Source organism: Limimaricola variabilis (genome assembly GCF_014195545.1).
Classification (GTDB): Bacteria; Pseudomonadota; Alphaproteobacteria; order Rhodobacterales; family Rhodobacteraceae; genus Limimaricola; species Limimaricola variabilis.
Map to the genome: position 1 here is coordinate 1 of NZ_JACIBX010000013.1, position 19,532 is coordinate 19,532.

Sequence of the window (19,532 nt, forward strand, 5' to 3'; positions counted from 1 at the left end):
GCGCCTGCTTGAGCGCGAACTTGGACGAGGGACGCCGATCGGAGCGTTGGGGCTGCAAGGACATCTCGATGCCAGTGATGGTCCGCATGACCATCCGGCGCTGCGCCATTTTTTGCGAGCGGTTGCGCAGCTTGGTCTGCCGGTCATGGTGACCGAACTCGATGTTTCGGATCGCACCGCCCCGGTCGAGATCGACGTACGCGATGCCTTCGTGGCAGAGGCGGCAAGGGTGTTTCTGACAGCCGTACTTGAGGAGTGCCATTGCCGAGCGGTGATCAGCTGGGGTCTGAGTGACCGTCGCAGCTGGCTGGCGCAGGCCCGCCCACGCCCAGACGGTCTGCCGGTGCGCCCGCTGCCACGCGACGCAGCATTTGTGCCTAAGCCTTTGGGTGAGGTGCTAAAACAGTCAGTTGCCTGCGTGCAGCCTTCCCATGACGGCACCTCTTGGTGCCAGCGGTGTTCCGCCCCCACTGAAGTGCTCCGCCCACTGAGATAGATTTATCTCGTCACGAGGAAGACGAAGCGATGGGTGGAAAGCGCGAGAAGCCTAAGGACATCGTGCTGAAGCTGCGGCAGATCGAGGTGCTGCATGGCCAAGGCATGCCAGTCGCCGATGCGGTGCGCCAAGTCGGCATCACGCAGCAGAGCTACTACAGGTGGTGCCGGCAATACGGCGGCATGAGCCGGAGCCAGCTGAAGCGGCTGAAGGAGCTCGAGAAGGAGAACCAGCGGCTCAGGCGGGCGGTCTCCGATTTGACGCTCGACAAGCTCATCCTGGCTGAGGCGGCGCGGGGAAACTGTCTCAAGCCCCTCGCGCCGCCGCCAGTGCATCGACCATGTGCGGTAGGAACTGGGCGTGTCCGAGCGCCGCGCCTGCCGCATGCTGGGCCAGCACCGCTCCACGCAGAGAGTCCAAGTTCATTGCCGGCGGGCACAGCGAGTGCCGTTGGAAGTCACCCCGACCTACAAGTGCAACGGATCGGCCAGCCTGATAGTGGTTGTTGTGCTGATCGCCCCTTCGCAAACCTTGTGGATCACGCGCCTTTCTACAACGCGATGTGCTGCTTCCGTTTGTAGCGCAGTCGCGGAGTGAAACGGGGCATGGTCGATTGCAATACTGGTTGGGCGAAGCATGAATGCTGTGGCTTCGAAACAGGATGAGCTTGGCAGGTGTCGGGGCTTTGCCCTTAGGTCACGCTGCGGCGCAGCTTATTGTTATCGTTGACCTTTGGGAAGGGGCGGGTATGGTCTTGCGAGCGATAGTGCGGGGCGGCCGGGAGATGTGGGGAGTGCTGCGCGCTATCGCGACTGGGCTCAGGCAGTCCAACAGGGAGTGTCAGGACAAGAGCGGGAGACCAACTCCCGTCCCTGGCGCATAGGGACAGACAGGCAAAGTTCACGTGATCCTTTTAGAATGATCACGTGAACGACCTGGCTGTTTATGCCGGGCTTTCAAACCCTCTCGGGCGGCAGTAGTCATGGCGAACTGTCCGTGGGCCACGGGCCGCGACACGGTCGACTCCGACGATTATCGTGTGGCCTTTGGCAAACATGTGATCGTGACCTCTGACGAAGATCGTGACGTGTTGGTTGGCATGGAGCTGCAGGAGTTCGACGACATCCCCTGTGCGCAGGCGGGGGATAGGTCGAGGTCTGCTAAGACGCGTCGGGCATGGTTGGCAGAGCGTTCAGGCGCCGTCGGGCTGCCAAAGGCGCGGGCGCTTGGCGAGAGCTCCACTCTGCCTGTGTGGGCTCTCTGAATGCTCTGGGTTGCGTGTAGCGGACCGTCTCCTTGCAGGAGGTATAAGGTTGGCTGCCCCACCTGGCTTGACTGACTGCAACGCCACTATAGACGAGCTTGTTTTTTCTAGGACTTCGCGTATTCAGGGCGCCCGTCAAATCACCCGAAGCGCGGCGCGGATGACAGGCCTGACCACCCCATTCATGCAGATCCCGCTCAGCTTCGTCCACGAGCCGGACTGGCCCGGCCACTTGGAGCCGCCCAGCATCGACTACCAGCGCCAGCCCTGCTCCCTGCGCCAGCAGCGCTTCGACGGCCGCGAGGAGTTGATCCCCCAGGTCGATCTCGGTCGCTACAGGACGCGGGCTGTGCTCGACTGGGTTCGGCTGCGGTTTTCCACCTTCAAACCACGGCAGGCGCTCAACATCCGCAATTCCGTTAACGCGACGCTGCGCCAGCACGGCCTGCGAGAGAACGCGTTCGTCACCGGGCTAGACGAGCAGAAAGGATACATAGGCCGGGAGTTTTTGCTGAAGCTGCAAGACCCGACGCCCCGGGCGCTGGCCCTGACGCTGGCCGCCGTCCGCGACAAGTATCGCGACTGGGAGGAAGTGCAGCCGGTCTTCTTCATCGACGCGGTGGAGGTCTCGGTCGACTTCTACGTGAAGGAGGCCGAAGCCGGAGACAGACCGCGGCGCGATCTTTTGCGTTGGCAGATGGTCGAGCTACTCCGACGTCACCTGCGGGTTCTGCCGGAATACACCGAGCAGCACATGGCAAGGCCGCGGGTATTCTTCCGTAGGGGCTCACCTACGAAACACATCGTCGCAGATCGCCCCACCAACTGGCGCAGAGGCATCACCCAGCCCTTTGCTAAACTGGGTCTGGCCCGCGAAGCTTCCACGGTGTTTCACGAGACGGCACATCATCAGCCGGTCGTAGACGGCACCTACTATGTTGGTCCCAAGAACGGGCCTGTCCTAGTGCGGATCATGAACAAGGAGACCGACGAGCGCGACCCGAGCGCCGGGTTGTTCAGAGATCTTCCCGACGAGGAGAAGCGGGCGCGGATCGAGGTGACGATCTTCAACAGGCACGAAAGGTTGGGGCAGGGGGTTCCGATGGAGCGGTTTGACCGCGTGGATGATCTTTACAAGTTTAAGTTTCAGACGCTGCGCCCCAAGGTGTTCGAGTTCTTCTTGCCCACGATCCGTTCAAAGGGGAGCGACATTGACTTGGGGCTCCGGGGGCACGTCGACGAAGAGCAGGTGTTTCGCCGAGGGGGCGTCTATGGCCTGCACCTGCTGCACCTTGCAGAGCGTGATCTGCTTCGAGCGCGAAGGGCGCATGGTCTGCCCGGAGAAAGGCCCCGGTCGCTAGCAAGGAATGGCTACCTCTACTCGCACAAGGACCTGAACCAGAAGGTCGATGGCGCACTGCGCCGCCTGTCAACGAAATGGGGCGAGAAGCAGGAGCTGTGGGAAGTCTTGGATGCTGGCCTCTATTCAAGAAGGTAGACACTCTGGTCTGAGGTCTATGGGTTTCAGAAGGCTTGGAACTGTCGCTAGGAGAAGACGGGCTGGGCGGCGAGCTCCCACAGTTATTAGGTGTCCGGGGGCAAGCCCGGCGTGCAGCTCCCGCCGGGCAGCCCTCAAGCATAGCATGCGTTGGACAATCAGCTCCCGCGGCGAGCAGGGGCCAAACCTCGAGTGTAAGAGTTCAGGGTCAAGAAAAGTTAGACGTCTTGCCTGTCAGCCCAGCAGCCGGTCGATCTCCTCTTCAGTGATGTCCTGACGTGTCCGCGGCCGCGCTTGGCCGAGTTCGATGACACCCCTGATGGCCTTCAACAGCGGCTCGTCCCAGATGACCTGGCTCGTCACGTTTACCGAGAACAGAGCGTCGAGCAGGGCGCGCTCGTCTCGAGATGCTTCGCTACTGAACTCAGCTTCGAGCACACGCCAGATTTCCGGGTGATACTCGGTCATGGCGATGCGGATGAAGGTTGCGGCATCGACCCTGCAAGCCTCGGCCAATGCCGGGATGCGGTTCAACGGTACCTTGGTCTCGCCGGTCTTCATCATCGACAGCACATTCGGTTTGGGCAGTCCGGCCTGCTGGGCGATCTCGCGCTGGGTCAGGTCGCTGTTGGCAATGGCAAGCTTCAGAAAGGCGGCTGTGGGGCTGGTGGTCATAGGCATCTCCTTGGGGCTGACGACATGCGAGGCCTCGTGATGCCTTGTGATAGTGCTCAGTTTGAGGACCGTGCGAATTGGGGCTCCGAAGGTGGACCGCGAGCCTGGCAAGGCACGACGCGACCTCCGCTGCGTTTCAATTGCTCTTGAGAACGGGCTCGTTAGAGCAGCGCTGCTTTCCTCCCCGCCCCGCCATCGTTGTGATATGGTCGATCTGAAACGAAAGCTTGCAGGGAGGGACTTGTCATGGACGAGGCCACCGCAAGGGACGCGTTGCTCGCATCTGTACAAGACGGCAAGCGGGGCCGCAGCATGCTCGTGATGCTCGATGCAACTCCCCTTCACAGCCTTTGGATTGCTCGCCACATGCATCTGCTCGTGGAGCTCGACCTGACCGTCGTGATCCCCGATGCAGTCAGGGGGATCTTTGCAGCGCATCAGGACTGCCGAAAAGGGCGAGAAGTGCTTGCCTTTCTCGATCACCATACCCCGCCCTTGGTCATCTGCTCGGGCGGCCCAGAGGCGGCCCATAGTCTTCTTGAGCAAGGCCAAGAGGCTGGAGGTGCGCGGACCGTCTTCGCCCTTGTCGGGTCTCGTGCCGACCGCCAGGCCTTCAGGGTGCCGGAGCAGGTTCGCTTCGTCGATGTTCGAGATCTGGCCGCGGTCGCGGAAAAGGAGGGATTGCTTGAGAATGTTTTCGAGTTTGCTCATGCGATCGAGCTTCCAGGCGAAATCGTGGCGTGGCGGTAGAAGTCGCGCGGTCCGGATGATCCCATGTACTGATGTGAAGCCCGGAGCAGCCGACATGGCGCTATGACCGCCATGAGGGAGCTGAACCGCCGGCCTAGCTGCCGGCGATGGGTGTTGGCCTCAGGAGGCTGGGCAGGCAGGGCGAGGCCAGCACCAGATACAAGGAAGGCGGAGCGGACCGAGGAATGTCGGCTGCAGGGGTGTTTGCTACTGTTGTGTTCTTACACGTCCATGAGCAGGAGCAACGTTAGCGGGCGGGGTTTGGTGCCGCCCCCGAGAAGATGGTGTGGCGCCTGAGTGCAGCATGGTCGTCGACTGCTGGTCAGAAATTCTCCGTGCCCCGACGCCTCCTCCCATGTGCCTTCTCGTCTCGTTTCCTTGACCAGCCGGTTCGTTGACATGCCCCCTGCTTATTCCGCTGGAGAGGCTGGGATCGGGTATGAGCTTGGAGTTTGCGATGCTCCTTCAAGAAGGGCCTTTCCAGGGGGGCTCACGCCGCGGTGCAGCTTGTTGTTTTCATTGACGTAAGATGGCGAGGCCGTAATGTTTTGTCTGTCCCGGCGCGAGGTCGCCTGGGGGAGGGGGGCGACAGCTCACCCCCGCGCTGGGACGCAAGCTGCTATTGCATCCGATCAGAACGAAATGGCAAAAAAGAGCCGGGAACAAGTTCCCGGCAGAGGGCGAACGTTAGCAGGACAGGCAGGGTTCGCGTCATCCGTGTTAACATACATGACGCGTTCTGCTCGTTCACATTTGGTGAACAATACCCCTTATGACGCAGCGTCAGGTTGCGCAGAGGAACTCGGACCGCCTTGCTGACTGGAGTGGGACTTTGACCTAGCGGGTGGCACAGTCCCGCAGGTGTCTTTGGCTCTCGGCCTTCTCCCCAGCGGTCTCTCTTCTCCTTCCCTCCTCTTTAGCCTTCGCGAGGGTCGCCGCCATCCTCCCCCTCAAACAGGTGAAGATCGGCTGCTCGGTTTCGGTAAGTTCATCATGGTCTTGGAGTTCGGGGCCAACTGCGGCTGCGGACTGGCCCGGCGTCTCGAGCTGGAGGCCGGCTAGCTGGGCCAGCACCTACAAGCGTGTCGGCGCGGATCGGGACTGCCAGTTGCCGCGCAAGAGCCGTCGACAAGCTTGCCGCAATAATCAGTGGATTGCATGGGTAGGCGCGCAGGCCTCGTTTGCATGTCCGGCATCTCAAGAGAAATGTCGGCCATTGGATCTGGTCGCGGCGCAGGTTGAGCGACCAACGGGAAGCGATGGGTTCGGCGTCAATCAAGCCATCGATGAGCTGGTCTGCCTGTACTTGCGAATGATTGTGGCGAGGTCGCCTCACAGGGCGTGCAGGAGCCGCGTAGGTGGCGATGGTGCCGAAATCTGGACTTGGATGGCCGCGGTGCCGGGAAGCGCACTTATGGCCTTCCCTGCGCCTCTCGAAATCTGGCCCTTGCCGTTCTAACGTCGCTTGGGATCGCCGGTGCCCTCTAGGTCTTCGAGCAGGTGCCAGATCAGCCGCTCAGTCTCGGTCAGTGCCTCGCATGGGCGCTGGTGATCATCTGCAGCTTCGGTTTGACCCGATGGCGCGGGATGGATGCCGCCCAGTTCGGCGAGCAACTTGATGAGGCGTTGGCGCGCGACGGGTTCGGTGACTGCTGCGCATGTCGACAAGGTTGTCGTAGCATTCGGCTGACAGCAGGTGGGGGTACGCTGGCGGTGACTGCATGATCGGCATCTCAAGAAATGTGCCAGCAAACGAATTCGATCGCTCGGCCGGTCGAGCGTTCAAATGAGGGCAGGCGGACTTGGGAGCAAGTCCGCCCCCGGCTCGACAGTGTGTCCGGGGATCCTGACTGGCAACGCTGGTTGGCTTCGCACGACGCTATAGCACCCCATAGGGCGTGCAGGAGCCGCATAGGTGGCGATGGTGCCGAAATATGAACTTGGGTGGCCGCAGTGCCGGGAAGCGCACCTATGGCGCGCCCTGCAGGCGGCGCAGTGTGCGGCCTACGGTCGAGGCCGTCCATGGCCTGTTGCGTGTGGTGAACAAGCCGCGACGGTTCGCCTCGTTGGCCACTGCTGTCAGGGTCGGTTCGGCCCCATGCAAGGCCGTCATTTCGGCGCGGATGGCTTGCAGCGCTTCGGCCTTCTGGTCCGCCTGCAGGCCACGCATCTCTCGCGACTTGGTGCTGGCCTCTGCCGTGCGACCGGGATCAGTTCGTCGCTTTGCGCCCCTGATCGGGTGCCTGACTGATTGATCGGCAAGGCCGTGAAACTGGAGCAAGGTGAGGAGGTCGGGCGACATGTTCTTGAGCAGGCATCCTCGGCTGGCGTCGTAGATTGAGGCTCCGTGTCGCTCCAGGGCGGCCCGCAAGTCGCGGCGCTTCTCCAAAGTCATATGTTTGAACAGCCTAGCCACGTCAGAGATCACGAGCAGGTCGCGATGGCCGGGCTCTGCCAATCCAGCAAGAAGAGTCTTCAGGACGGGGAGGTCCTCCAGACCACCTGCTCGCCGGGCATAGTCTCCGCGCCACGTGATCTTGACGTTTGGGGGCGAGAGTCGCCGAATGTGGCGACCTTGAGCCTGCGCCGCCGGATGATCGGCAAGCTTCATTCCATGGCGCGGGCCATGGGTCAGGAGGATATACCCGGTCGCCGTGGCAAAGCCTTCGCCGGCGTCATTGCTACGTAAATGCATAGGCATGAGAGGCAAATAGTCCGTACGACGCGGGGATGCAACGGGGATGAGGCGGGGTTGGGCGGCACAAGGTTAGAGTGGAAAAATCACACTGGAGCATGGGTTTAGGCCCGACGGGCCTCTCCACGCCTCGTATAATGGCGGCAGATGCAGCAACACGAAGAGTGCCCCATGCCGACCGCCCCGAAGTCCATTCAAGACGCCTGCCTGAGCTGGCTCAAAACCTGCGAGCGCAACGAACTCGAACGCGCCACGCTCAAAGCCTACCGGAGTCATGTCACTATTCACATCAAGCCGCGGCTTGGCGATGTAGCGCTGGCCGAACTGTCGCGCAGCCGGGTGCGCGACTTCATGCATGACATGCTCGATGCGGGCGTGTCCCGCGCGCAGGTGAAGAAGGTCATGGTCAGCCTACGCTCGATCCTGTCCGAGGCCATGGAGCGCGAATGGGTCGAGCACAACGTGGCCACCGACGTGAAGTTGAAGCGCCAGTCACGCACCGCAGGCGACGGCAAGGTGATCCCTACCAAGGACGAGATCCGCCTGATCATCGACAAGGCGCCGGTTTCGCATCGGGTGATGTTCATCACGGCCATCTTCACCGGCATGCGCATCTCGGAGCTGCGCGGCCTGAGCTGGGATGGCGTCGACTTTGAGCGGCGCGTGATCCGCGTTTATCAGCGGGCCGACGAGTTTCAGCAGATCGGCGCGCCGAAGAGCAGGGCAGGGCGGCGCGAGATCCCGATGGCACCGATGGTGCATGACGCGCTGCTGGCGTGGCGCGACGAGGTTGTCGAAAACGATCTGAACCTTGTCTTCCCCAACTCGAAGGGCAAGGTGCAGAGCTACTCGAACATCAACAACCGCGTCTATCGGCCGATGATGCGCGAGCTTGGCCTCGTGGATGAGGCTGGCAGGCCGCGCTTCGGCTTCCATTCGCTGCGCCACGCGGCTGCGTCGCTGTTCATCGAGCAAGGCTGGAACCCCAAGAAGATCCAGACGATCATCGGCCACGCCTCGATCACCATGACGATGGATACCTATGGCCATCTCTTCGAGAGCGCGGACAACGACGTCGCCCTGTTCGAGAAGATGGAGCGTGACCTGATGGCGGCTTGAAGAAGGGGCCGCTTAAGCTTCTCGGGGGGCGGCTACTTCGTCTACGAGGGGCCGGACCTCCACTTCAGCGCCGATAGCTCGTGCTAGTGGCTCGAGCCGCTTCTGAAGGTCCGCGATACGTGATTCCAGGTCAACTTGAACTTGGGCCTCTGCAGTGTCGCCTGCGGGGGAGTGATTGCGGTCTTCGCGAGCGCTGACTGTGCTCGGACTTTTGGAGGAGGCCAAGGGTTCCGGGGTTTTCTGAGCGGTCATGGGGTCGAGCTAGTTTCTCTGTTGGATATTCAAGCTTCGAACGCGCAAGTGCGCGAGCCACTAGATGGCGAGACCATTCGGCATGGCAAGCAGTCCGCACTGAGACGTCGCGTCTCGGTCCGAGCGTTCAGAGGTCACATGCGATGCGGAGTCGCTGTTCATTGAGCCTTACTGCAACCCCGAGAGAACCTGACACCGTGATCACCGGGGCGATGGATGCGTATGGCTAGGCGCGAGCGGCTCCAAGGACATTGCGCTCTCCGCGGATGGAGCGCGATCTGCTGGCAGCGTGAGAGGCTTGCGGCAGAATGACCTCGCACCCTATGGGGTAGGGCATGACACCACGCCCGCATTTTTTCGGCTACGGCAGCCTCGTAAATCGCAGCACGCATGACTTTGCCGAGGCTCACCCGGCCAAGGCACGCGGCTGGCGCCGGACCTGGTGCCTGACAGGGCACCGCGATCATGCGTTCCTGAGCGTCGTGCGCGACGCGGCCACCACGATCGAGGGGCTGATGGCGCATGTGCCGGGCGGCAATTGGACGGCGCTCGACACCCGAGAGGCAGGCTATGCCCGGATTCGTGCCTGTGACGATGTGGATCACGCCGTCGCAGACCCGGTCGAGGTTGCGATCTACTCTGTCGTGCCGGGGCGCTGGCCGATGAAGGAGCGCATGCCGATCTTGCTGAGCTACCTCGATGTCGTGGTTCAGGGATTTTTGCACGAGTTTGGCGAGGCCGGGGCGCAGCGTTTCTTCGAGACGACTGATGGCTGGGAGGTCGGCATCGTGAATGATCGTGCCGTGCCGCTCTACCCGCGCCACCGCGTGCTGAGCGCCGAGGAGCAGGCGTTCGTTGACGGCGCGATCGCAGTCCGAAAGCTGCGCATTGAGACCCTGTGAACGGATCGATCCTGGCTCACACTGAATGACGACTCCTTCGAACGGATCGCTGCTGCATGAAGTCGACCTCCATGAAGCTGAAACCGGGAGGCGCTGGTCCTGATGGGAGGCTTTGCGGAGCAGCGCCCAGCGGCGAGACGAGCCGGCCGGCCAGATACCCGGTCCCCCCGTCGGCGCAGAAACGCGGGCACCTGCAACTGGGACGCGCAGGGGGGCTTGTTATCCCGCGGGCCAGCCCCATGTAGGGGGTGCGAACGTTACTTCCTCGATCACTGTTCTCCTTCACCGGCTGCAGTTCCTCTCGATGCGACACTGACCAAGCCGAGCTGCCGCATGTCCGCGGGCAGCACATGACAGGAGATCACACGATGGCCACTGGCACCGTGAAATGGTTCAACACCACCAAAGGCTTCGGCTTCATCGCGCCCGACGGCGGCAGCAAGGACGTCTTCGTCCACATCTCTGACGTCGAGCGTTCCGGCCTGACTGGCCTGCGTGACGACCAGAAGGTCAGCTTCGACATCGAGGCCGGCCGCGATGGCCGTGAGGCTGCGAAGAACATCGAACTCGTCTGAGCGGTCTGGCGCCTTGGCGCCGACTGCACTGACGCCTCGTTCGCGTGATGCGGGCGAGGCGTTTCTCGTTAGAGCATGGGTTTTTGTGCGGTAGGCCACGAAGGTCCGAGCCGTGAGAGCCGATCATGGGCCGTAGCCTTGGGCTTGTGGTGCTTCTACAGGAACGCCCCCTCGCGCGAAACCTGCCGGCCCGAGCCGCATGGATTGAAAATCCTCGTGTCGGTGGTTCGATTCCGCCCCCGGGCACCATTATCTCCGGTCTCTCCAGATACTGGGTTTCGCTGCGGGTTCGGGCCTTGCCCTTCCCGATTTGGTCGACGCGTCCCATTGCGGGATGAGCGCCCCGCGAAGCCCGTTGCCTCGTGACGCCCTCGCCGCGACATCTCGCGCTGCCCCTCTCGGCGCCGGATGCCACCCCGTTCCCGCGGGCCTCAGGCGCATTGCCTGAGCCCTGCGTGACGCCACTGGTCTCCCCGAGGGGTGGCCGGGAGGCGCAACCCTTCTGCAACCCGTCTCCTGCACCGCCGGCCCGATGCCGCGGCGGAAGACGGGTCATTCACCAGATCTCAGGAGCGCGGCCCCAAGCAGGCCCCTCCGGACCGAAAGCGAACGATACATGACCCATTCGACCACTTCCCACTACGACAGCATCACCATCTCGCGCAGCAGCGCCGACGTGGACGCCGTGCTGTCGCTGCTGCGCCGTCAGGCCGACGCACTGCGCGTGCGCCATGCGCTCGATGCGGCTGCGCGCACGATTGCCACCTGCAGCCAGAAGGTCGCGGGCTCGCTGGCGCGATCGCAGACGGCCTTGGCGCATGCCGATCTCGCGACCTTGCGGGACACAGGGGAGTTCGACACCACCGCCCTGAGCCGCATCCCGCAGGGCCTGCGCGATACGGTACAGCGGCTTCACGGCCGGGGCGATCGCGGGCGTACCGGCGTCTAGCGGCACGCCGCGGGGTGAAGGTCACAAGTACTTACTCACTCAGCTCGTTAGGGTTTGGAACGTGCGCTGTGCGGCCTCAACTTGCTGTTCAGAAGACCGGCAGCAGCCCAGAGGAGGCTGAAGCTAGAAGCGAAGGGTGTAGCCCACCGATAGCGCAGCCGCGCCATCGCCTTCGTTAAGGCGCCAGATCGCACCGCCGGCCAGCCGCCCCGACCCGATCGCGCGCGAGTAACCGATCTGCAGATCTGTGGGTGCCAAAGTGTCTTCCATCTCCACGTAAGAAGTTTCGCGGAGGATGGCCTCAGAGCGGACCGTGCCCGTCGAGGCCGCCATTGTCACCGGCATGTCGAGACCGATCTTGCCCCCCCCAATTGACAAGTTACGCGAAAGACCGATCGTGACCCGATCGCCCGGCGCCATAAAATCTGTAGTGGCCAAACCGACCGCGAGGGAGGTGGTGGTGATGTCTTCGCCGCTTTGCAGAATGCCGTCTGATGCGAAGGAGGAGCGGCCCCAGGCGCCGTTCAGCACAAGCTCGGTCTCCGCGGAGAGTGCCAGGTCGAGGCCCAGAGAGGCGAAATGCGTCCGTGTCATGATATCCTCGCCCATCGCGCCCGAGACCTCGGCGCCCAGAAGCGCGCCGCGTTCGCGCAGTGAGCCTAGCTCTAGTCGGACGCCACCTCCAGCGGCCTCAAATCCGAGGCTCGCAGTGGCGAATGCCACGCCTTTCTCGGCCCCCGTGCTCGATATCGACAGCTCGTAGTCGCCGATCCGGTCGGTGTAGCTCAGCCGCGTCGCGTCAAGGAGACTGGCATAGGGCATGGTGAGCGCGTCGCCATCGGCCCAGCCCTCTGCGCCGCCAATGTGGAGCTCGCGCGATCCGCTTACCGCGATCGGACCGTTGATCGGCTTCTGGGTGAAGGCCCTGAGCCCCCGCGTGTTGAGCGCCGCGGCCCCGTCTGCTTCTACAAGCCCGCTCAGCCTCATGCCGTAGCCCCGGTCATAGACGTCGCTGACCATGATCGCGCGGTTTTGGGTAGCTCCCTTCAGGGCTCGGCCTAGCGCGCCGCCGGAGGCGATGCCGCTTTGGCTCAGCTCGTGCGCGGGGTCATGGATAGTGTCGCCGGCAGGAATGCGGATCTGGCCCTGCGGCGCAACCGCGTTCTGCAGGTCAAGAATCCCGCGGCCATACACGTTGTCGGGACCAGGCGCGCCGGCGTCGCGCGCCGTCTCGAGCAGGATGGTGGTGATCTCGCCTCCAGTGAGCTCAGGGAAATTACTCTTCAGGAGTGCCACGGCGCCGGCCACATGCGGCGCGGCCATCGAGGTGCCTGAATAGATCGCGGTCTCGGAGCGGATGCCTGCCGCTTCGATTCGATCCCCCGGCGCGGCCAAGCAGAAATCGCGCGCCTGGCCGCAGCGATTGGCCCAGTTCGTAATGGCCCCAGCCTCGTCGATCGCAGTGACGGCGAGCGTGTGACGGCGGACCGCCTCGCTCATGTGGATCGCGGCCCCTGCGGTGACGCTGGGCTGATTGTAGCCGTCATTGGCGGTGGCGAAGACGGAGACGAGCCCATCGCCCGCCGAACGATCGAGCGCGGCGAGGAGGTCGGTGCCGTAGAAGCGCTGCAGGTCCGGGGCGGTCGGAAACTGGTCGATGGTGAGGGAGTGGCCTTGGCTGTCGACAAAGGACCAGCTGTGGTTGATGGCGGCGGCGCCGGCGGCGCTGGCCCGAAGCTGGGCGTCGGCGAAGATGGCACGGGCATCCGGGGTAGTCTTGGTGCCGGCGTCGGGCAGACCCTTGAGGATCATGAGGTCGGCCTCGAAGGCCACGCCATGCGCACCTCGACCGTTGCGCGCGCCCGCCACGATCGAGGCAACGTGCGTGCCATGGCCGTCGATGTCGTTCACGCCCTGAGTGTTAGTGAAGTAGTTCCAAGACCGCGCGTGATCGATTCGGGGCGCGAGGTCGGGGTGGTCGAGTTTCGCGCCAGTATCGAAGATCGCGACGAGCGTGCCGTGCCCGCTGGCGCCATCGGCATAGCGGTGCTCGGCGTTGATCAGGTCGAGCCCATAATTGCGTTCGAATTCGGGACTGCGCTGCCAAGGTGTTTGGTCGATGGGATGCGACTCGAAGGGCTGCCCCCCCGCCGGCGGAAAGGGGGTCTCGGGCTGCGGGGAGGTAACAGGAGGCGACGAGGAGTCAGGGGGCGTGCTCGGCGGCGGGGCCGGCCGCGTGGGCGGAGGGGGGTCCGACGGCGTGACCGTGCCGACGCTGCCTGAAGATCCGCCGCCCGCCAAGCCAGCCACTGCGCCCACGGCAAGGCCCAAGCCGAGCAGCAGCATCCCCATGTTGTCCGCAGCGGGGGAGCTGGCCGGGCTTTGGCTGGCGGGGGCGTAGCGCAGGACCTCGGCTTGATAGGGAGAGGCGTAGCGCGTGGTCTGAGCACTGGGCTGAGCCGCGGGGCCAGATCCCCAGGCGAGGCTGAATACGCCGGCCAAGCTGAGAGCACGGGGAAGAGCAGATGTCAGGAGGACAGGCACGATCTTGTTTTCCATTTATTGCTCCCAAGGCTACTCGAAGTTGATGAAACGGGTCCTAGGGGCAGAAGTGGGCGCGTTCGGGGCAGGGAACGGCTGATCGTATGGCGGGGCGAAACAATCCACCGGCTTTCGAGCGGAGAAGGCTTCATTGTAGACACGCGGGGCGGGGGCTTGTCAGCTAGCCGCTTTTACGAAGCTACCTTAAAACGTCATATCACCTTCCCGTTATGCAGGGATGTACGTTTCGTCGTGATGTGGAAGTGCAGATCGAGCCGATTCCGCGGCCTAGTGTGTTCGTGTCGTACGAACGGACGACCCTAGAAGGAGGATGAATCGGCGGCGGTGGCTCTCGCACCGGGGACTGCGGCACTCGCGCCCATGCAGCGGCTCTGTTGCGCAAACAGACCAACGGGATTCATCTCTCGGAAGCTGCATGGTAGCGGGCGTGCATGAGCAGCAGACCGACGCCGCCGAGCGACGAGACAAGAAACTGGTCTGATTATGGCGCGGCGCTGAAGAAGCGTGGCTCCCTGACAATCTGGTTCGATCCCGACATGGTCTGGACGCTGCTACCAAGCGGCAAGAGGGGCCGCCAGCAGAGCTACAGCGACGCCGCCATCCAAGTCTGCCTGAGGATGAGTTGCTGTTCGGCCTGGCGCTCCGCCAGACGACTGGCTTTGTCGAAAGTCTCTTGCAACTGTTCGGTCTGGACTAGTCGGTGCCGGACTTCAGACTTCATGCATGACCTGCTTGATGCCGGTGTTTCCCGCGCGCAGGTGAAGAAGGTCATGGTCAGCCTGCGCTCGATCCTGTCCGAGGCCATGGAGCGCGAATGGGTCGAGCACAACGTGGCCACCGACGTGAAGTTGAAGCGCCAGTCACGCACCGCGGGCGACGGCAAGGTGATCCCTACCAAGGACGAGATCCGCCTGGTCATCGACAAGGCGCCGGCCTCGCATCGGGTCATGTTCATCACGGCCATCTTCACCGGCATGCGCATCTCGGAGCTGCGCGGCCTGAGCTGGGATGGCGTCGACTTTGAGCGGCGCGTGATCCGCGTTTATCAGCGGGCCGACGAGTTTCAGCAGATCGGCGCGCCGAAGAGCAGGGCAGGGCGGCGCGAGATCCCGATGGCACCGATGGTGCATGACGCGCTGCTGGCGTGGCGCGACGAGGTTGTCGAAAGCGATCTGAACCTTGTCTTCCCCAACTCGAAGGGCAAGGTGCAGAGCTACTCGAACATCAACAACCGCGTCTATCGGCCGATGATGCGCGAGCTCGGCCTCGTGGATGAGGCTGGCAGGCCGCGCTTCGGCTTCCATTCGCTGCGCCACGCGGCTGCGTCGCTGTTCATCGAGCAAGGCTGGAACCCCAAGAAGATCCAGACGATCATCGGCCACGCCTCGATCACCATGACGATGGACACCTAATGGCGGCTTGATGGTTTAGTCCTGGCTAGGCGCGGTGGCAGATCCTCAATTCGGTTGAAGCGTTGTGGCGGTGATCCGCCGACAGCAGCTCCGTTCTCGAATTGCCTTGTGTGGGGAGGCACTCACCTCCATATAGGCCCTGCAAACGTTACTTCCTCGATCACTGTTCTCCTTCACCGGCTGCAGTTCCTCTCGATGCGACACTGACCAAGCCGAGCTGCCGCATGTCCGCGGGCAGCACATGATAGGAGATCACACGATGGCCACTGGCACCGTGAAATGGTTCAACACCACCAAAGGCTTCGGCTTCATCGCGCCCGACGGCGGCAGCAAGGACGTTTTTGTCCACATCTCTGACGTCGAGCGTTCCGGCCTGACTGGCCTGCGTGACGACCAGAAGGTCAGCTTCGACATCGAGGCCGGCCGCGACGGCCGTGAGGCTGCGAAGAACATCGAACTCGTCTGAGCGGTCTGGCGCCTTGGCGCCGACTGCACCGACGCCTCGTTCGCGTGATGCGGGCGAGGCGTTTCTCGTCAGAGCAGGGGTTCTTGTGCGGTGGGCCACGAAGGTCCGAGACGTGAGAGCGGATCACGGGCCGTAGCCTTGGGTCTGAGTCTTCTCCAGACATGCCCCTCGCGCGACACCTGCCGACCCGAGCCGCATGGATTGAAAATCCTCGTGTCGGTGGTTCGATTCCGCCCCCGGGCACCATTATCTCCGGTCTCTTAAGATACTGGGTTTCGTTGCGGGGTCGGGCTTTGCCCTTCCCGATTTGGTCGACGCATCCCATTGCAGGATGAGCGCCCCGCGAAGCCCGTTGCCTCGTGACGCCCTCGCCGCGACATCTCGCGCTGCCCCTCTCGGCGCCGGATGCCACCCCGTTCCCGCGGGCCTCAGGCGCCTGGCCTGAGCCCTGCGTGACGCCGCTGGTCTCCTCAGGGGGCGGCCGGGAGGCGCAACCCTTTTTCAGCCCGTCTTCTGCACCGCCGGCTCGATGTCGCGGCGAAGGACGGGTCATTCACCAGATCTCAGGAGCGCGGCCCCAAGCAGGCCCCTCCGGACCGAAAGCGAACGATACATGACCCATTCGACCACTTCCCACTACGACAGCATCACCATCTCGCGCAGCATCGCCGACGTGGACGCCGTGCTGTCGCTGCTCCGCCGCCAGGCCGACACGCTGCGCGTGCGCCATGCGCTCGATGCCGCCGCACGCACCATCGACACCTGCCGCCAGAAGGTCGCGGGCTCGCTGGCGCGATCGCAGACGGCCTTGGCACACGCCGATCTCGCGGCTCTGCTCGACCGGAATGATTTCGACATGCTGGAGCTGTCGCGTGTCCTTCAGCGCCTTCGGGACACGGTGCTGCGTCTGCGCGGTGAAAGCCGCGTGGGTTTGGAACTCGCCTGAAAGCTCAAGGCAAGGAAGCGGCCGCCCCCGCGGTGATCCGGCTTAGCCATTTGCGGCGGTCCTGACCTCTCCCGACGTGTAGTGGAGCGGGATGGACGGCGGCCAGAGATCGGTCAGCACCTGACCGGCCTCGAGAAAATCCTTCAACTCGGCACATCGATCTTCGCTGATCATGGCGGCCGGAGTGCGGCCATCGAAGCGGTCGAGTCGCTTGGTGCAATACCAGATCCAGCTGTCCGACGCCGTCCGTGTCCACGGGCGAACAAGGCAGATGACCACATGAAGGTCCTTGAGGTGCCTCTGTGTGGGCGCCACGCGCAAGAGGTCGGCGAGGTCGACGCCGAGCGCCGTGGCGAAAATCCCGGCATCCACGAGGCCGCTGGGTTCGATGCAGTGGTCGAGAAGAAGTCCGTTTGGCATGGTTGTGCTCCATCTCATTCCGGCGTGATGCGCCAGATGCCAAAGAGATACGCATGGCACCGACAACGGGTCAGCTTGTCGCGGCGGTCATGGGAGGCGCAGCCACTTTGCTGGGAGGAGGGGGCAGCGCCGAACGGTTGCGATCCCACCCATAGCCATCGCGATATGTTTACGCTTGGTAATGGGTGGAGCAGTTGGATCGAGACGCAGGGAGGTCAAGCGCCGGAAAGCATTTTGCTACCAGGGGTTGGTGGGCCATCCCGGTGCTCGTGCATAGGGGCCGATCCAGGCCGCAGTCGCGGGAAGTCCGCTGGGGCGGATATCGCGCCCAAGGGTTCGGCAGGCGTCTCTCCGGAAGCAGTCCTTTCCGCTTCTGCCCTTGATCTAAATCACGGCAGTCGATCCGCACCGTGATACACTCACCATGCCTTCGATGGAGGGGGCAATGGTATGGACACTGGGAAGAAGCCGGCCTCGCCGGGCGTATATATGGTCATGGCTATCGCAGCGATTGTTGCTCTGATCTTGGTCTGGTCGCTCGGCGAGGTCGTCGTCGAATGGATCGCGGGGCCAGCGGAGCCGGCCGCCATCGTTCCGCCGACCGAGTAGCTGGAAGCAACGACTCCCACCGCCATAGCGCCTGACTTCGGGGGTACAGGTTAACGGCGTTCAGCCGTGCTTGGGCAGGGTTTGGACACCGAGCGGCGTCGGCTTGGCAAGGGGCTGAGCTTGCCTGCAAGCTCACCTCGGGCTGCCGCCGTCCCTCCCGGCCAGATGGACAGGTCAGCTGCGAAAGCGTATACATGTAGGCCCGGACGCGACCCTGTAATGGATGGATCGCGCCGGTGACGACGTCGGGCGATGCTGGATCGCTGCCTCTCCGCAGAAAGAGCGACGCCCCTTCGGCTCGGGGGTCCGACATCCCGTCGGGTAGTTAGCTCGGAGGTCGTCATGGAGACGCAACACACGCTTACCGAAAGACTGGACGAAGTCGGTCACAAGATCGATGCCGCTGAACAAATGTTGAAAGCCCGTGCGGACTGGACACATGGCAACGCGCTGACCCAAAAGGAGCTGTTGGCCCGCTATGCCGTGATCAAGCGCAGGCTGAACCGGGAGATCGCTGATCTGGAGGCACACGGACACCACGTGACGGCGCTCGAAGCGTCGCTGCGGGAGTGGTGGCTTTCGGTCAACCTGACGACGAGGTGAGGGGCAGGCGCGCCTATTATAGAGCCATGTCTCTCGTCCTCGGCCACCTCGTGCTTTGAGCAGCGAGGTTCGTGATGCTGTCGATGTCCCGAAGCCCCATTTGCAGCTCAGTCCCGGCCCGGCGGGCAGGTCGAGCCGCGGATCTGAAGCGAGACGGGCAGGGTGATCACCTTGTCGGCCGGGCAGGCCGCGCCCGCGATCTGCCGCAGCAGCAGCCCTGCCGCCTGTGCGCCGAGCCGCATCCGATCCTGCCGTATCGTGGTGAGCGGCGGGATCACGAATTCTGCGGTCTGGATGTCATCGAAACCGACCAGCGACACGTCATCGGGCACCCGCAGCCCGCGCGCGTGCAGCCCCGAGGCAAAGCCGACGGCGAGTTGGTCCGAGGCGCAGATCACGGCTGTGGGCCGTGCCGGGAGCGAAATGAAGTCCTCGGCTGCAGCCCGCCCAGCCTCGAGGGAGAAATCATTGCGTCCGAACTGGACCGCCGGAAGGGCCAGCCCATGCGCCGCCATTGCGTCGACAACACCGGCGCGGCGTTCGGTGTCGAGCACGTTGCCCTCGGGCCCGGCGAGGTAGGCGATGTCGCGGTGGCCGAGCTCCACGAGATGATCGACCGCGAGCCGCATCCCGGCGCGGTTGTCGCTGCGCACCGAGGGGAAGCCCCCCTCGACCAGCCATTCGCAAGCAAAGACGACGCGGGATGCGATGTCGGGCGCCTTGAGTTCGGCCCGCGCCGCTTGTGGCAGCCCGCCGTCGAGGCACACCAGCCCGTCGACCCGCGCCTCGCGCAGATGCGACAGCAGCGACTGGCCGCCACGCAGGGCAGAGCGGCTGTCGGTGACGAGCAGGTCGGTGCCCTGCGCCGAAAACGTCTCCTGCAGCCCGGCGAAGATCGCCGAGAAGAACGGGTTGCCCAGATCCGGCACGATGGCGAGCACCGAATCGGCGCGTTGGCGCCGCAGGTTGCGGGCCATGGAGTTCACCCGGTAGCCGTGCTGGTCGACCACCGCCATCACCGCCTCGCGTGTGGTCTCCGACACTCGTTCGGGATGCGACAGGGTGCGGCTGACGGTGGCGGTCGATACGCCGCTGAGGCGGGCGATATCCTTGATACTGAGCGACAATTCTCCGGCTCCCCCCTCCGGCACAGACCAAAATGGTCCACGTCAACGATGTAAACCATTACATTTCCGTTGACAGATGGGAAGCCTGACGCGAAGCTATGTAAACGATTGCAGTGCCAGATCATGCTTCCGCAATCGTTTACTGGTGCCATTTCCATGGGGGGATAAGGCGCCGTCGCAACAATCTGAGCCGAGGGGCTCCCCAGGGAGGA

The 19,532-nt window shown here is 63.4% G+C and carries 16 protein-coding genes, 1 tRNA gene and 2 pseudogenes; 14 read left to right on the forward strand and 5 right to left on the reverse strand.

The features are described from left to right. Nucleotides 1–46: 46 nt before the first annotated feature. From FHS00_RS17980 to FHS00_RS14345, 3 genes and pseudogenes are all read left to right on the forward strand, one after another. Nucleotides 47–496 carry an endo-1,4-beta-xylanase gene (locus FHS00_RS17980; RefSeq protein ID WP_425486045.1) on the forward strand — a complete coding sequence of 150 codons (450 nt, stop codon included), beginning with the start codon at nt 47–49 and terminating at the stop codon, nt 494–496. A gap of 29 nt (nt 497–525) precedes the next feature. Then, nucleotides 526–910 (forward strand): annotated as a pseudogene (locus FHS00_RS14340) (transposase); the annotation flags it as partial. 1,010 nt (nt 911–1,920) lie between these two features. Then, nucleotides 1,921–3,258 carry a hypothetical protein gene (locus FHS00_RS14345; protein WP_183474781.1) on the forward strand — a complete coding sequence of 446 codons (1,338 nt, stop codon included), beginning with the start codon at nt 1,921–1,923 and terminating at the stop codon, nt 3,256–3,258. Between the two features lie 234 nt (nt 3,259–3,492). On the opposite strand, the gene FHS00_RS14350 is transcribed toward FHS00_RS14345, so the two are convergent. Further along, entirely contained in the window at nt 3,493–3,933 is a 441-nt protein-coding gene (locus FHS00_RS14350) for a helix-turn-helix domain-containing protein (protein ID WP_183474782.1), read from the reverse strand. Nucleotides 3,934–4,179: 246 nt separating this feature from the next. Between FHS00_RS14350 and FHS00_RS14355 the strand changes: the two genes are divergently transcribed. Next, nucleotides 4,180–4,683, forward strand: a complete 504-nt coding sequence (locus tag FHS00_RS14355) for a hypothetical protein (RefSeq protein ID WP_183474783.1) — start codon at nt 4,180–4,182, stop codon at nt 4,681–4,683. A 1,969-nt stretch (nt 4,684–6,652) separates the two neighbouring features. Here FHS00_RS14355 and FHS00_RS14360 read toward each other — a convergent pair. Further along, a complete protein-coding gene (locus tag FHS00_RS14360) occupies nt 6,653–7,294 on the reverse strand; it encodes a hypothetical protein (protein ID WP_183474784.1) in 642 nt (213 codons plus the stop codon). 255 nt (nt 7,295–7,549) lie between these two features. On the opposite strand from FHS00_RS14360, the gene FHS00_RS14365 reads away from it, so the two are divergent. From FHS00_RS14365 to FHS00_RS14380, 4 genes are all read left to right on the forward strand, one after another. Then, nucleotides 7,550–8,497, forward strand: coding sequence for a tyrosine-type recombinase/integrase (locus FHS00_RS14365; RefSeq protein WP_183474785.1), 948 nt, complete (start codon nt 7,550–7,552; stop codon nt 8,495–8,497). A 587-nt stretch (nt 8,498–9,084) separates the two neighbouring features. After that, nucleotides 9,085–9,651 (forward strand): gamma-glutamylcyclotransferase family protein, encoded by a 567-nt coding sequence (locus tag FHS00_RS14370; RefSeq protein ID WP_183474786.1) that lies wholly within the window; start codon nt 9,085–9,087, stop codon nt 9,649–9,651. A 368-nt stretch (nt 9,652–10,019) separates the two neighbouring features. Continuing rightward, nucleotides 10,020–10,226, forward strand: coding sequence for a cold-shock protein (locus tag FHS00_RS14375; protein WP_183474787.1), 207 nt, complete (start codon nt 10,020–10,022; stop codon nt 10,224–10,226). A gap of 616 nt (nt 10,227–10,842) precedes the next feature. Next, a complete protein-coding gene (locus FHS00_RS14380; RefSeq protein WP_183474788.1) occupies nt 10,843–11,175 on the forward strand; it encodes a hypothetical protein in 333 nt (110 codons plus the stop codon). 123 nt (nt 11,176–11,298) lie between these two features. Here FHS00_RS14380 and FHS00_RS14385 read toward each other — a convergent pair whose 3' ends face one another. Then, nucleotides 11,299–13,734: a S8 family peptidase gene (locus FHS00_RS14385; RefSeq protein ID WP_183474789.1), complete on the reverse strand. Its 2,436-nt coding sequence runs from the start codon at nt 13,732–13,734 to the stop codon at nt 11,299–11,301. Between the two features lie 434 nt (nt 13,735–14,168). On the opposite strand from FHS00_RS14385, the pseudogene FHS00_RS14390 reads away from it, so the two are divergent. The 5 genes and pseudogenes from FHS00_RS14390 to FHS00_RS14410 all read left to right on the forward strand — a co-directional run. Next, a pseudogene (locus tag FHS00_RS14390) lies at nt 14,169–14,431 on the forward strand (transposase); the annotation flags it as partial. Between the two features lie 109 nt (nt 14,432–14,540). Further along, nucleotides 14,541–15,149, forward strand: coding sequence for a tyrosine-type recombinase/integrase (locus FHS00_RS14395; RefSeq protein ID WP_281372323.1), 609 nt, complete (start codon nt 14,541–14,543; stop codon nt 15,147–15,149). Nucleotides 15,150–15,408: 259 nt separating this feature from the next. Further along, nucleotides 15,409–15,615 carry a cold-shock protein gene (locus FHS00_RS14400; protein ID WP_183474787.1) on the forward strand — a complete coding sequence of 69 codons (207 nt, stop codon included), beginning with the start codon at nt 15,409–15,411 and terminating at the stop codon, nt 15,613–15,615. A 129-nt stretch (nt 15,616–15,744) separates the two neighbouring features. Continuing rightward, nucleotides 15,745–15,861: transfer RNA gene (locus FHS00_RS14405), tRNA-Phe, on the forward strand. Nucleotides 15,862–16,228: 367 nt separating this feature from the next. Then, the gene (locus FHS00_RS14410; protein WP_183474790.1) at nt 16,229–16,561 is read left to right on the forward strand and encodes a hypothetical protein; all 333 of its coding nucleotides are present in this window, start codon (nt 16,229–16,231) and stop codon (nt 16,559–16,561) included. Between the two features lie 42 nt (nt 16,562–16,603). Here FHS00_RS14410 and FHS00_RS14415 read toward each other — a convergent pair whose 3' ends face one another. Continuing rightward, the gene (locus FHS00_RS14415; protein WP_183474791.1) at nt 16,604–16,981 is read right to left on the reverse strand and encodes a hypothetical protein; all 378 of its coding nucleotides are present in this window, start codon (nt 16,979–16,981) and stop codon (nt 16,604–16,606) included. A gap of 951 nt (nt 16,982–17,932) precedes the next feature. On the opposite strand from FHS00_RS14415, the gene FHS00_RS14420 reads away from it, so the two are divergent. Then, on the forward strand, nt 17,933–18,193 hold the full coding sequence (locus tag FHS00_RS14420; RefSeq protein ID WP_183474792.1) for a 3-ketoacyl-ACP reductase: 261 nt from the start codon (nt 17,933–17,935) through the stop codon (nt 18,191–18,193). Between the two features lie 107 nt (nt 18,194–18,300). Here FHS00_RS14420 and FHS00_RS14425 read toward each other — a convergent pair whose 3' ends face one another. Then, nucleotides 18,301–19,320 (reverse strand): LacI family DNA-binding transcriptional regulator, encoded by a 1,020-nt coding sequence (locus tag FHS00_RS14425; RefSeq protein WP_183474793.1) that lies wholly within the window; start codon nt 19,318–19,320, stop codon nt 18,301–18,303. Nucleotides 19,321–19,532 lie beyond the last annotated feature (212 nt).

Coding starts and splice junctions, on each gene's coding strand:
- FHS00_RS14395 (WP_281372323.1), top strand. CDS start 14,541: ATGGAGCGCGAATGGGTCGAGCACAACGTGGCCACCGACGTGAAGTTG.
- FHS00_RS14345 (WP_183474781.1), top strand. CDS start 1,921: ATGACAGGCCTGACCACCCCATTCATGCAGATCCCGCTCAGCTTCGTC.
- FHS00_RS14380 (WP_183474788.1), top strand. CDS start 10,843: ATGACCCATTCGACCACTTCCCACTACGACAGCATCACCATCTCGCGC.
- FHS00_RS14350 (WP_183474782.1), bottom strand. CDS start 3,933: ATGACCACCAGCCCCACAGCCGCCTTTCTGAAGCTTGCCATTGCCAAC.
- FHS00_RS14375 (WP_183474787.1), top strand. CDS start 10,020: ATGGCCACTGGCACCGTGAAATGGTTCAACACCACCAAAGGCTTCGGC.
- FHS00_RS14420 (WP_183474792.1), top strand. CDS start 17,933: ATGGAGACGCAACACACGCTTACCGAAAGACTGGACGAAGTCGGTCAC.
- FHS00_RS14410 (WP_183474790.1), top strand. CDS start 16,229: ATGACCCATTCGACCACTTCCCACTACGACAGCATCACCATCTCGCGC.
- FHS00_RS14365 (WP_183474785.1), top strand. CDS start 7,550: ATGCCGACCGCCCCGAAGTCCATTCAAGACGCCTGCCTGAGCTGGCTC.
- FHS00_RS14360 (WP_183474784.1), bottom strand. CDS start 7,294: ATGAAGCTTGCCGATCATCCGGCGGCGCAGGCTCAAGGTCGCCACATT.
- FHS00_RS14415 (WP_183474791.1), bottom strand. CDS start 16,981: ATGCCAAACGGACTTCTTCTCGACCACTGCATCGAACCCAGCGGCCTC.
- FHS00_RS14400 (WP_183474787.1), top strand. CDS start 15,409: ATGGCCACTGGCACCGTGAAATGGTTCAACACCACCAAAGGCTTCGGC.
- FHS00_RS14385 (WP_183474789.1), bottom strand. CDS start 13,734: ATGGAAAACAAGATCGTGCCTGTCCTCCTGACATCTGCTCTTCCCCGT.
- FHS00_RS14355 (WP_183474783.1), top strand. CDS start 4,180: ATGGACGAGGCCACCGCAAGGGACGCGTTGCTCGCATCTGTACAAGAC.
- FHS00_RS14370 (WP_183474786.1), top strand. CDS start 9,085: ATGACACCACGCCCGCATTTTTTCGGCTACGGCAGCCTCGTAAATCGC.